This window comes from Huintestinicola sp., from assembly GCF_051882455.1.
Taxonomy (GTDB): Bacteria; Bacillota; Clostridia; order Oscillospirales; family Ruminococcaceae; genus Huintestinicola.
Window position 1 is genome coordinate 1 of sequence record NZ_JBJERV010000031.1, and the last position, 13,138, is coordinate 13,138.

The 13,138-nt window shown below is 45.5% G+C and carries 10 protein-coding genes; 4 read left to right on the plus strand and 6 right to left on the minus strand.

What is annotated here, in order from left to right; genetic code table 11:
- The coding region (gene hsdR / locus ACI4J0_RS03915) for an EcoAI/FtnUII family type I restriction enzme subunit R (RefSeq protein ID WP_439764511.1) at positions 1 to 1,793 on the minus strand (1,793 nt) is incomplete at its 3' end.
- Between the two features lie 736 nt (positions 1,794 to 2,529).
- On the opposite strand from hsdR, the gene ACI4J0_RS03920 reads away from it, so the two are divergent.
- Positions 2,530 to 2,673, plus strand: coding sequence for a hypothetical protein (locus ACI4J0_RS03920; protein ID WP_439764512.1), 144 nt, complete (start codon positions 2,530 to 2,532; stop codon positions 2,671 to 2,673).
- 116 nt (positions 2,674 to 2,789) lie between these two features.
- Positions 2,790 to 4,490, plus strand: a complete 1,701-nt coding sequence (locus ACI4J0_RS03925; RefSeq protein WP_439764513.1) for a recombinase family protein — start codon at positions 2,790 to 2,792, stop codon at positions 4,488 to 4,490.
- 61 nt (positions 4,491 to 4,551) lie between these two features.
- On the opposite strand, the gene ACI4J0_RS03930 is transcribed toward ACI4J0_RS03925, so the two are convergent.
- From ACI4J0_RS03930 to ACI4J0_RS03950, 5 genes are all read right to left on the minus strand, one after another.
- The gene (locus ACI4J0_RS03930) at positions 4,552 to 6,582 is read right to left on the minus strand and encodes a diguanylate cyclase domain-containing protein (RefSeq protein ID WP_439764514.1); all 2,031 of its coding nucleotides are present in this window, start codon (positions 6,580 to 6,582) and stop codon (positions 4,552 to 4,554) included.
- 178 nt (positions 6,583 to 6,760) lie between these two features.
- On the minus strand, positions 6,761 to 8,041 hold the full coding sequence (locus tag ACI4J0_RS03935) for a M14 family zinc carboxypeptidase (RefSeq protein ID WP_439764515.1): 1,281 nt from the start codon (positions 8,039 to 8,041) through the stop codon (positions 6,761 to 6,763).
- Positions 8,011 to 8,808 carry a GNAT family N-acetyltransferase gene (locus ACI4J0_RS03940; RefSeq protein WP_439764516.1) on the minus strand — a complete coding sequence of 266 codons (798 nt, stop codon included), beginning with the start codon at positions 8,806 to 8,808 and terminating at the stop codon, positions 8,011 to 8,013. The genes ACI4J0_RS03935 and ACI4J0_RS03940 overlap by 31 nt, the downstream gene beginning before the upstream one ends.
- A gap of 12 nt (positions 8,809 to 8,820) precedes the next feature.
- The gene (locus tag ACI4J0_RS03945) at positions 8,821 to 10,170 is read right to left on the minus strand and encodes an MATE family efflux transporter (protein ID WP_439764517.1); all 1,350 of its coding nucleotides are present in this window, start codon (positions 10,168 to 10,170) and stop codon (positions 8,821 to 8,823) included.
- 141 nt (positions 10,171 to 10,311) lie between these two features.
- Positions 10,312 to 10,596 carry a hypothetical protein gene (locus tag ACI4J0_RS03950; protein WP_439764518.1) on the minus strand — a complete coding sequence of 95 codons (285 nt, stop codon included), beginning with the start codon at positions 10,594 to 10,596 and terminating at the stop codon, positions 10,312 to 10,314.
- A 233-nt stretch (positions 10,597 to 10,829) separates the two neighbouring features.
- Here ACI4J0_RS03950 and speD point away from each other — a divergent pair, with 233 nt between their 5' ends.
- Both speD and ACI4J0_RS03960 read left to right on the plus strand, forming a co-directional pair.
- Complete coding sequence (gene speD, locus ACI4J0_RS03955; protein ID WP_439764519.1) at positions 10,830 to 11,639, plus strand: adenosylmethionine decarboxylase; 810 nt, start codon at positions 10,830 to 10,832, stop codon at positions 11,637 to 11,639.
- A gap of 17 nt (positions 11,640 to 11,656) precedes the next feature.
- Entirely contained in the window at positions 11,657 to 13,123 is a 1,467-nt protein-coding gene (locus ACI4J0_RS03960; RefSeq protein ID WP_439764520.1) for an aminotransferase class I/II-fold pyridoxal phosphate-dependent enzyme, read from the plus strand.
- Positions 13,124 to 13,138 lie beyond the last annotated feature (15 nt).

Consider the following 13,138-nt stretch of genomic DNA (forward strand, 5'->3'; position numbering starts at 1 on the left):
GGAGGCTCAGGAGGAACAGGAGGAGTTGGTGGTGTGGTTTTCTTTCCACCGGACTCCTTGTTTGGATCATAACCGGTATCAATTTCGATCGGTCCATCCCAATCGGGATCGGCAAACAGTCTGGTTACTCCTCGGAAGTCCATTATCATAAAGTGAGTTTTGCCTTCTTTTTCACGCAAGCGTGTTCCACGTCCAATGATCTGTTTGAATTCTGTCATAGAATTGAGCGACTGGTCCAAAACGATCAATTTCGTCATTTTACAATCAGCGCCGGTTGATAGAAGTTTAGATGTAGTAGCGATAACAGGATATTTTGCTGATACGGATATGAAATAATCAAGCTTGCTCTTGCCGTATGTATCACTGCCTGTTATTCTAACTACATAATCGGGATTTACGGCAACCATATCAGCATTGGCATTAACAAGAGCCACTCTCATACGCTCGGCGTGTTCTTCGGTTGCGCAGAATACGATTGTTTTAGACATTCTTTCGGTGCTTTTTAGATATCCCGTTATCTCAGCCGCAACTTGGTCGATCCTGTCTTGTATCACAATATTATAATCGTAATCGGTATTATTGTATATTCTGTCCGGTATTTCATGACCATAATAATCAAGCTGACCTTTTGTTGGTCTCCATCCGTCACCAATATCTGTTTTTATATCAATGACTTTGAAAGGTGCAAGAAATCCGTCTTTGATTCCATCATTAAGGCTGTATTTATAAATAGGCTCACCAAAATAATCAATATTTGAAACAGTTTCACTTTCCTTGGGTGTTGCGGTCATGCCTATCTGAGTTGCTGACTCAAAATACTCGAGTATTCGTCGCCAGTTGCTGTCTTTTTTTGCACTTCCACGATGGCACTCGTCCACAATTATCAGATCAAAGAAGTCAGGCTTGAATAAAGTCTTGAATTTCTCAATAGTGTCCTCGTTGCTGTCCTCGTCATCATTATCCGTATTTCCTGCAAGCTGCTGGTACAAGGAAAAATATACCTCATATGAAGAAATGGTCGATGGATCATCCTTTGAGAAGTTCACCTTATGAATAGTTTTCTCCAGCGGAGCAAAATCCTGCTGTATTGACTGATCTACAAGAATATTTCTGTCAGCAAGATACAGTATCTTATGTTTCATACCGCTTTTCAGCAGACGATAAACGATCTGAAAGGCAGTATATGTCTTACCTGTGCCTGTTGCCATAACAAGAAGCAGACGCTGCTGACCTCTTGCAATAGCATAAAGCGTTTTATTGACAGCAATTCGCTGATAATATCTTGGCGAATGAGCATTCAGACTTGTATAAAACGGCTGATTAAGGATTCTTTCTTCTTCATCACTAAAGCCTTTACAGCCATTAGTTTCTCTTTTGAAACGCAGATACAGATCATCGGGAGACGGAAAGTCCTCCATAGAAATTTCGTGTTCTGTGCCAAGGAGCATATCGTGTTCCATAAAAGCATCGCCGTTGGAACTGTAAGCAAAGGGCAGATCAAGCATTTTGGCATATTCAATAGCCTGCTGCATTCCGTATGAAACTGAATGATTGTTATCCTTTGCCTCAACAATAGCAATAGGGTTATTTGCATTTATATAAAGAATATAGTCGGCTTTTTTGGGCTTCTCTCGGTGTGTTATGTTGCCATGAATGTTTATTTTACCGTCGGTGAATTTGACCTGGGTTTCCATGGTTATTTTGTCTTTCCAGCCGCTGTTGTGTAAAGCAGGAGTAATATAATTGAGCTTTATATCCTCTTCAGTCATTTGCTTCTTGTCAATTATTGGCATATGGTGCACCTCGCTTCCGATAATTATATATTATGAGAAGTTGCTTTTGGGTTTATTATACCATATTGATGTCAAAAAATCAAGAATTTTAGTTAGATTTACAACATTTATTCAGTGATACAATTAAAAATTCAATTCTTCGTATCTTGTTGCAATCTAACAATAATTGTAATAGACTAATTCAAAATAGGGGCTGGGAAAATAAGGCGAGTGCGACAGGAGCAGATTAGCATAATGAGTAGCTCATCCGATTTTGTTCCCACGAAATCAATGCTTGCTAAAACCTACCCTCATTCTCCCGAGTTGAATACACTTGCTATTCTCTCAGGTTGAAAAAATATTCTCCCGAGTTGAAACCCACGCAAATACGTCATTACAACCGAATATTCATAAAAACGAAGCTCTGAAGGCAGTTGCAGCCTTTGGAGCTTCGTTTTTATGCCCATAAATAAAAAGTGACAGCATTTCCGTCGAAATGACACTACCCGATAATATAAGTGACGTCATAAACGCCTGTTTTGACATCATAAATGCAGGCAGAAATCAGGCTCTGGCGTAAAATGACATCAAAATCCGGAAAATGACACCTGTGCGATGTCAATTTCATGACAAATGGACGTCAATCGGAGAATTTTACTTTGTGATAGAATTGAAATCAAGAAAAACAAGGCGTTTTAAGAATAATTCACAATAATATGTAAAAAATACAACAAAATACAACATGGAGGAATTGCCAATGATAACGGAAGAAAAAGCGAATAAGCTCTATCTGAAAAAGCTTACCCTCAAAGCCTGGACAATGATACTCCACAAGCAGGGTAAGATCAGTCTCGCCAAATGCAACAAAATGATCGCAATGATTGAAAAGCTGGCGGCGTAATTACGGGCAGGAGCTATCCTGCCCTTTTTTCACAAAAACATACGAAACGTCTTGACAAAAAGCGTTTGGTATGGTAACATCAAAATATAACCTATGATACATACAGGAGGTCCCTTATGGATATATACGAAGCCGCCAACAAAATGAAATACGAACAGAAAAACATCTTTGACCTTAAACTGCGGGTAACCTTTTATGCTCGTGTTTCCACCACCAAGGAAGAGCAGGAAAATTCTATTGAAAATCAGATAGCCTACTTTACGGATTTTATTAAGAACAATAAGAATTGGACCTATGTTGAGGGCTATGTCGACCGTGTACGAGGCGAGTACGCTGTAAATCGTGCCAACTTTATGCGTATGATAGAGGACGGCAAGGCAGGCGTTTTTGACCTCGTTCTAACAAAGGAAGTCAGCCGATTTGCCCGAAACACTATCGACAGCCTTACCTACACCCGAGAACTTCTCCGAGCAGGAGTCGGCGTTTTCTTTCAGAACGATAATATCTGCACCATCGACACCGACAGCGAGCTGCGTCTCACAATAATGTCAAGTATCGCCGCAGATGAAGTCCGCAAGCTGTCCGAGCGTGTCCGCTGGGGACATAAGCGAGCCATCGAAAGCGGCAATGTAATGGGCAACAACCGCATTTTCGGCTATGACAAAAAGGACTGCAAGCTTGCAGTAAACGAAAGCGAAGCAGAAATGGTGCGCCTGATATTTGAGGAATACGCCACAGGCAAATACAGCGTCCGCAAGATAGAGGATATTCTGTACGACAAAGGCTATCGAGGACGAAACGGCACACGCATACACCACAACACCATTTCCGGCATAATCCAAAATCCCAAATATAAAGGCTACTACTGCGGCAACAAGGTAAAAATAATCGACTACCGCACCAAGGAACAGCGTTTCCTTCCCGAGGACGAATGGGTAATGTACAAGGACGAAACAGGCGAGATAGTACCCGCAATCGTCAGCGAGGAGCTTTGGGATAAGTGCAACGAGATATTTAAGGCAAGAAGCGCAGTGGTAAAATCCCGTGAGCGTTCTCTGAAAGACAAGAGCGTTTTTACGGGGAAAATATTCTGCGCCGCCGATGATAAAGCCTACTGGCGGACAAGCTATTCAAACAGCGTTTCCAAGGGCAAGCCCATATATCAGTGGATATGCAGTGAGAAACGCCGCTTCGGTGCAAAAGCCTGTGCGTCCTTCTCAATTCTCGAATCCGACCTCTATCAGATGCTTTCCGAGCATTTCAAGGATATTGCCGAGAATATAGAGGATTATGTTGATACCTTTCTCAAAATCTATCGTGAAGCTGACACATCTTCAACCACACAAAAAGAGCTTGACTCCCTCAGAGCAAGGCTTGAAAAGGAAAAAGCCAAGCGTGAAAAGCTCCTTGACGCATATACCGAGGATCTTATCACCAAGGCGGAGTTCAAGGAGCGAAATGACGCTTCAAATATCACTATCAACGATCTTGAAGAAGAAATATATTCCATAGAGAAAAAGGCAGCCGAATCGGACGATTATGTCCGTGAGCTTGAAAAAATCGAGAAATATTTCAAGGAAATGTACAGCCCCGACAGGGATATGACCCGTGAGGAAGTGGACGAAATGGTGCTCACGATCATTGACAGGATAAACGTCATTCCCCGAAACGAGGAATGTATGAAGCTGGAGATCAAGCTGAAAACAGGCGCAAACCGCGATGTTGCGTATATCAGAGGACGTAATATAAACGGTTGTCGTTCGGGACACATCTGTAAGAAAATGATCGACAACTACAAGCAGGGTCTCAACGGCTAAGCTGTAAACCATAAAAAAAAACGGAGCCATTCGGAATGAATAGCTCCGTTTTGTATTATGGTTAAAAAGTGCTGTCAAAGGTTGCAGTGGTCTCCACAATGTCTATCCTTGTCTCGCCGCCGGCATAAGCGAAGTTTGATTTACCGCTCTTTTTGATCTTGTACATAGCGGTATCAGCAGCCTCAAGAAGCTCGGCGGAATTTGAGCCATTTTCACGGAAGAAAGCAATACCGATACTGCAGTGGATATTGAAATGAAGCTCGGTAGACTCGGAAACAAAGCCCTCGTTAAGAATACTGATGACCTCCGCAGCGACCTTGCCCGCATCACCGATAAGAGTAAGATTTGTAAGGCACATAACAAATTCATCGCCGCCGAGACGTCCTCCGAAGCCTCTTTCGTAAGTGACCTCTTTAATGGTGTCAGCCACGAATTTAAGCACCTCATCGCCGCACTTGTGACCGTACTCATCATTAAAATGCTTGAAATCGTCAAGGTCGATGAACATAAGAGCGTCCAAGCTTCTTCGTGTGCTTGATGCATTCATCTCCTCGTCCAGAGTACGGAGGAAGGTGGGACGGTTATAAAGCTGAGTGAGAGCGTCAAAGCTTGCCTTCTGGATAAGAGTAATGGCACTCTTTTTCTCCTTGTCGATATCCACAAGCAGACCGATGATCTTTGAAGGAGCGCCCGATCTGTCAAAAAACTTCTTTCCCTTGACCCTTATCCAGGAGAAATCACCGTAAAGATTTTTCATACGGTACTCGCCTTCCCACTTGTCTCCCTGAGAAGAAACAATGGTGTCCAGGTCTTCCTTGTAGCGCTTCATATCGTCCTTGTGTATCTTCATCTTGTAGAAGAAGCTCTCGCTGATGGAATCGTCCTTTGCACGGTAGCTGAATTTCTGATTGAAATTATTGGAAACATATACCTTGAAGGTCTTCAGATTTATCTCGAAAACCACATTATCCATCATCGAGACCACAGTGCGGTAACGCTGCTCGCTCTCGAAAATGCTGTCGAACATTGCATTGAACTCAGTGCTTATCTGACCAAATTCATCATTTGAATCAAGATCAAGCCTAACATTAACATCGCCCTTGTTTTTCTGATAAATTACTGAAACAAGCTTTTTAATAGGCTCGGTGAAAAAATAGCAGACCAGAATGATAGCCGCCGCCGCAAGAATTGTAATGATAATGACAGCCACACGAACACCTGATACGGAATCGGAAGCAGCCTTTTTCGCGTCAACCGACTCGAACATACTCACAACGCTCCAGCCGCCGTTAGAAACAGGAGTTCCGAAAATGTGATATCCCTCATTTTCCTTTATCACAGTGTCGCTGCCGTTCGTGTCTCCGTAATATGGAATAGCCTCGGGGATACTTTCAGCTATCGCCCTGAACTCCACAACGTCCTCAAGCTTACGGGGATTGCTGACGCTTCCCGAAATATATTTTCCGTTTGAATCAACAATAAGTGAGACCGCAAAATTGCTGTAGCCCGTGATCTTAAGCATTTCAGCCGCTTCCTCAAGGCTTACCTTCTGAACAGCCACGCCGACCTTCTTGTTGCCCGGCGTATAAACTCTCCGACAGGAATAAAAATAGCATTTATCGGAAGAATTGGGAGGATATATCCCGGAAATGCCGCTGTTTGAACCGGAAAAGGAAATATAATCATTGACCTGACTGTCAGTCTGACCGATCATGTCTGTCTTGTATGCTGCAAGAATGACCCCTCTGTCATTCAGAATGAACATATCGGTAACAGCGCTGCTGCGGCGCACTGTGTCACGGATAAGCTCATTTACATATTTAAGCTCATCATCTGAATGAGCGTCCGAGCATTCATGTTCAACAAATTCCCTGACACCGTTGTCGGAAGTAAAGCTCTTCTGGGACAAGATGATATTTCCGATAAATTCATTGAGATATGCAGCCCTGTCCCCGTTAATTATACCGAGGGAGTTTATCTGTCCCTTAACTATAGCGTCGGCGGACTTTGATGAGTACACAGAAGAAACCACGATCATAGGTATGATAAGTATGATAAGCATAAGCCCTGCAAGCTTAAATCTTATCTTCATTGCGACGGTCATTCCCTTCCTCTGCGGATTGAACAAAGCCTTGCCGTGTCCCTGCATAGTTATAGTTTAATTTTACCACAACTCCGAAAAATTGTAAATAACTTTTAGCTTTTTTTCATACTCCAAATCATTTTTCGTTATTTGCAACAAATATTTTTAAACATTTTCGGCATATTGATTATCCATACAAATTCATAAGTGCAGGAAGAAGTCTGTAGTTTTTTCTGAATATCTCGGGATATTCGGATATATCCAGAGGACACTCTCCTTGCCCTATCTCAATAAGAATAGGAACAGTTTTTCCGCCGCCCCTTGCGATTATCCTGTCGCAAAGCCCTGCGCAGGAGGTCTTGTCATAGGGATTAAGCTTGTACCCCGTCATATCGGAGATAAGCTTCGCTTCGGCATAGCACCTGCTTCGGAAATTCCCCTGCTGTGCATAATCCCACCACACCACCGAACCTGAGGCATGATAGCTTATGACGGTAACAGGGTCCGAAAGCGAGCCGATAAGCTTTGTTATAGCCCTGCTTTCCGCCTCAGACTCGGGAGAGGTGCCCTTGTAGCCCCAGCCTGTCGGGCATTTCAGCTCCTCCGCCATTCCCCATTTGCCGTTAAAATTGCAGTTTATGTCCACACCGTGTGCGTTTGCCTTCCATCTTTCATAGTACCGTGCTTCGGGAAGGTCCGTATAACCGTATGCGACCGCATTTCTATACATTGCCGCCACATTTTTTCTCAGCTGGGGATTTTTAAGTCCCTTTGCCCCCAGCTGACTGACAGTCACCCCGTCGGGATTGAGCATGGGAACAATATGTACCTGAAAGTCCTCCAGATAATCGGAAAGGAGCCTGTCCTTGTAGGTTATCCTGTTATACCCATTAAGGTAATACTCAGTCATATCCATGACAAGCAGACAGGTCATATATTCCCTGCCGTGACAGCCTGCCTGTATCACTATCTGCTTATCCGCCTTGTCATTTCCGATAATGATATCGTATATCTTCCGCTTATCTGCGGTAGTTCCTATGACCTCGGTCCTCACAAGCTTAGGATAAGCGGCAATAAGCTTGTCGATATCCTCACGCATATCATTATAGGAATATTTGGAATCGGTATTGTCCACTATCTTTTCCGACTTTTTCTTCCCGCTCTGCGAAAGCTTGTTTTCGGAAGTCTGCTTCTCTTCGTCAGCATCGGGATTATCGGCTGTATTACCGGCAGGACTGCTCCAGGGAGACGCAGGAGCGTCAGGCTGAGTATTTCCGCCCGTTTCTTCCGTAAAAGCAGGCTCCGTCTCCGAAACGACAGCTTCCGTCTCATCGGAAACTTCCTCGTCCTCAAGTATATTCCCCGTATTTCCCCATACTCCGCCATAGCAGTAAGCATAGCAGCCTGCGGACATTACCGCCAGAACTGCCAAAGCTGTCACAGCTGCTTTTCTGAAAAAATTTCCCATAAAAAGACCTCGCAACCTAATTTTGCGTACCAATTATTTAAATGTGTATAGTGGATAAAGCAGCTCTCGCAGCCCCTGCTTTTAAGCTCCTCCATTGCAAGAGCCACCATTTTAAGCCCTATTCCCTGTTTTCTGAACTCAGGGACAGTTCCCACACAGCCCACGCTGCCCGTCCTTCTGCCGTCTGAGATAAGGCAGGTCTCGTCATCTCCCAAAATGCAGAATGACGCGAGCTCGCCGTTTAAATATCCGCAGAACACCTCGCACCCGTCAAAATACTGCACCCAGTCCTCTTCAACAGCCGCCACTGCCGCTTTAAGCTCGGGGCATACGGGAGTAATGCGAAATTCCACACCCTCGGGAACGGGAATATCATAATTTTTGGAAGAAAAATCCGAAAGGCTCCGCTTCATTTCCGCACAGCCACCCGTTTTCACATACCCAAGCTTTTCCCAGAAGGGACAGGGAGCATTTATATCCTCAGCAGGGATACCGATAAAAAGCCCCGACGAAAAGCCTCCCGCATATATTTTATCAAAGCCCCTGCCTCCGATAAGCGTTTCTGCCCTGCGCACAAGTCCCGAGCCTGTTCCCTGTCCCCTGAAAGCTTCACCAACGCAAACAAGGCGCAGTTCATTGCCCTTTATAAGAGCAAATCCCCTTTCCCCGTCCTCTAAGACTTCACAGCCCCGGCAAAGCTCCTCAAATGCCTCACGGCAAAGAGGTATCTGAGGAAAACATTCCTTAAACAATAAATATCTGTCCATAGCTTGTCTCCTTTACTCCAAAGCATTCTTTTCCTTTTCCGAAAGCTCCCTTGCCACCATAACAGCTATAGGCACAGAGAGTGCGGCACTAAGCACATCTGCCGCCGCCTGAGTTATCTGAATACCGAAAAAACCGAAGGCTCCCGAAAGGATATACAGAAGCGGGATAAAGAAAAGCCCCTGTCTGGAAATGGCAAGAAGCGTTGCACGGACAGTCCTTCCCATATTCTGCATTATCATATTTGTCATAACGCAAACGCCCTGCAGAGGAGCCGTAAAGCACTGAAAGCGCAGGATATCCGTTCCCGCCGCAGCCACCTCCGGGTCATCTCTGAAAAACAGAATGAGCCGGGGAGCAAAAACATATACCACCGCACCGAATACAGTCATAAACAGTGTGGAGACCTTAATGCAGAAAAGATAGACCTTTTTTACTCTGCCATACTGCCCCGCGCCCCTGTTAAATCCGCATACGGGCTGAAAGCCCTGTCCGAAGCCGATGACCACCGAGCCGCCCAGCATAACTATCCTGTTCACCACAGAAATGGCAGCAATGGCAGCAGGTCCGTACACCACCGCAGCATGACTGAGGCAAACGGAAGCAACGCTCATTATTCCCTGCCTGAAAAGCGATGGGGAACCGAATTTGAAAAGAGCGGAAACTATTTCCTTTGAGGGCTTGAAAAGGGGCATTTTAAGCCGAAGCCTTCCGCTCATTTTAAGAAGGATCACGAAGGAGACCATCTGACTTATGACCGTAGCAAGAGCCGCACCCCGCACCCTCATTCCCAGAACGGAAATGAATATAGGGTCAAGAATAACATTCAGCACCGAGCCGCCTGCCATACCTATCATACCGTAAAAAGCGCTTCCCTGAAATCTGAGCTGATTGTTCATCGTAAAGGAAGCCATCTGAAAGGGCACACCGATAAGAAGTACGGAAATGTACTCTATAGTGCTGTCCATAAGTATCTCGTCCGCACCGAGAAATGCCGCCAGCTGCCTGTCAAAAACGCGCCCGAACACCGCAATAAGCGCCCCCGTAAGCAGCGACAGCACCGCCGCAGTGTCGCCCATTACCGCCGCCGAACGAGTGTCCCCCGCTCCCAGCCTTCCGGACATATAGTTTCCCGAGCCATGACCGTAGAAAAATCCCATAGCCTGGATAATATTCATAAGCGGCAGCGCAATTCCCACCGCCGCCGTAGAAACAGTGTCAAGCCTGCCCACAAAATAAGTGTCCGCCATATTGTAAAATGCGGTTATCATCATTGTAATGATAGTCGGAACCGCAAGCCTGCACACCAGAAGCTCCACAGGCTCCTCAAGCATCTGCCGTCTTTTTTCCTCCGCAGAGATCAAAGCTGTCCTCTCCCTTGAATATATATTTATATGATTATAACATTTTTCCTCATTTTGTTAAACGGGCAATTTATTAACTTATTGGTAAAATTTATGTAAACAATACGGGACAGACAGAAATATCGTCTGCCCCGCAAAAAATCACATATCCTGCAGATCAGCCGCCGTAATGTCGTTTTCCAGATTATCCCTTGCAAGATCGTTGTCAATGGTTGAATAAACAGAAGAAATAGGCTTCTCCGCCTTTTTCCTTCCGTAGGGAGCGGTGTGGTAAACTTTTAGGTCGGGGGAATGGGTTCCCGCAATTATGGGATTTGCCCTTTCCTTGCCGCTTTTCGCCTTACCCGAAAGCTCCGGAACGGGTGGAGTGCCGTTTTTGTGCTCCGTTTCCCCGCTGTCATACCGCCTCATACCTTGCTTTGCCATATTTATTGCCGTCCTTTCCCATAAAATTTGTGTTATGCGGCTGTAAAAACTCAGCCGTGTTTGCAGTATTTCCGAACGCGGCATATATATACCGTTTGGTTAAGTCATAAAAACTTTTTTTGCAATTCTCTTGACTTTTTTGACGAATAAGGTTATTATATATAATGTGTAATAGTGTATAAACTTCCGACAACCTTTTTTTGGAACATCGGAAGAATATTTCCGAAAGGAACGTGATGTTAGGGTTGAACGATAAGCTCAAGCTTTACGGGTTTAATAACCTTACAAAAACTTTAAGCTTTAATATATATGATATCTGCTATGCCAAGAGCCAGAGGGAGCAGCAGGACTATATCAAGTATATCGACGAGCAGTATAATTCCGACCGTCTCACAAAGATACTCTGCGACGTGACCGAAGCCATCGGCGCACACGTGCTGAATATCTCCAAGCAGGACTATGAGCCTCAGGGTGCGTCGGTAACTCTCCTTATCTCCGAGGAGCATATCTCCAAGGAGGATATGGACGAGTCCTGCAATATGAGGGGCGTTCCCCAGAAGCAGGATATTGCAGGCCATCTTGACAAGAGCCATCTTACCGTTCATACCTATCCCGAATTTCACCCCGATAACGCCATAACCACCTTCAGAGTGGATATCGACGTTTCCACCTGCGGAGAGATCACCCCTCTGAAATCTCTTGATTACCTTATCGGCAGCTTTGATTCGGACATCATCACCATAGATTACAGGGTAAGAGGCTTCACCCGTGACGAAAAGGGCAAAAAGCTTTTTATCGACCACGATATCACCTCTATCCAGGACTATATCGCCAAGGAGACCCTTGAAAGATACGACGCTATCGACATCAACGTTTATCAGGCGAATATCTTCCACACAAAGATGATGATAAAGGAAATTTTCCTCCAGAATTACCTTTTCAATACCGACACCTACGAGCTTGCCCCCAAGCGCAGGCTTGAGATAAACGACCTTCTGAGACGTGAAATGATAGAAATATTCAGCGGAATGAATATCTTTTGATCATTGGTATTTTTTGAATGGGGGTAATAACCTTGGATCAGAACAAAGCTCCTATTTACGAAGCGCTTAACAGATACAACGAAGCGAGAGTAGTCCCCTTTGACGTGCCGGGACATAAGCACGGCAAGGGAAACCCTATGCTCACAGAGTTTCTGGGGCAGACCTGTATGAACGTGGACGTAAATTCCATGAAGCCCCTGGATAATCTCTGCCACCCCGTATCGGTAATAAGAGACGCAGAGCGGCTTGCCGCCGAGGCATTCGGGGCAGGTCTCTGCTTTTTTATGGTAAACGGCACCACCTCATCGGTGCAGTCCATGGTGCTTTCGGTCTGCAAGGAGGGGGATAAGATAATCATTCCCCGAAACGTCCACCGAAGCGCTATCAATGCCATGATAATAAGCGGAGTAAAGCCCGTTTATGTTAACCCGGGAGTAAACCGCCGTCTGGGCATACCCCTCGGAATGAGCGTCAAGGACGTGGAGAAGGCAATTCTCGAAAATCCCGACGCAAAGGCGGTTTTCGTAAATAATCCCACCTATTACGGCATATGCTCCGACCTTAAAAGCATAGTTGAGCTTGCTCATTCCCACGGAATGAAGGTCCTTGCGGACGAGGCTCACGGAACTCACCTTTATTTCGGAGAAAATATGCCCATATCCGCAATGGCTGCGGGAGCAGATATGGCTGCCGTATCCATGCATAAAACAGGCGGCTCTCTCACTCAGAGCAGCTTTCTTCTTGTGGGTAAAAACACAGACCTCACCGAGGGTCATGTGCGGGCAATAATCAACCTTACCCAGACCACCAGCGGCTCCTATCTCCTGCTGTCATCTCTTGATATCGCAAGAAAATACTACGCCACTCAGGGCAAGGAGCTCTGCGCCCAGATAATAAAATCGGCAGAATACGCAAGAGAAGAAATAAACAAGATAGGCGGTTATTACGCATACTCGGACGAGCTTGTAAACGGGGACGATATCTTTGCATTCGACAAGACAAAGCTGTCAATATATACCCGCGATATCGGACTTGCAGGCATCGAGGTCTACGACCGTCTCCGCGACTCCTACGATATCCAGATGGAGCTGGGCGATATCGGCAACGTCCTTGCCATAATCTCCCCCGGCGACCGCTGGAAGGACATCGAGCGCCTTGTTTCCGCCCTTTCGGAGATAAAAAGGCGGTTCGGCAGGGACAGCGCAGGACGAATTGACCACGAGTACATAAATCCACAGATAATCCTCTCCCCCAAGGAAGCCTTTTACGGCGAGCAGGAGGTGCTGCCCATAATGGAAAGCGCAGGGCGCATATCCTGCGAGTTTGTAATGTGCTATCCCCCGGGAATACCCATAATCGCCCCCGGCGAGCAGCTCACCCCCGAAATACTTGAGAATATCGACTACAGCAAGAAGCGGGGCTGCTTTATGACGGGTACCGAGGATATGAATATTGAGAAGATAAGAGTTATCAGGCAGGACTGATAGAAAGGCGGAATA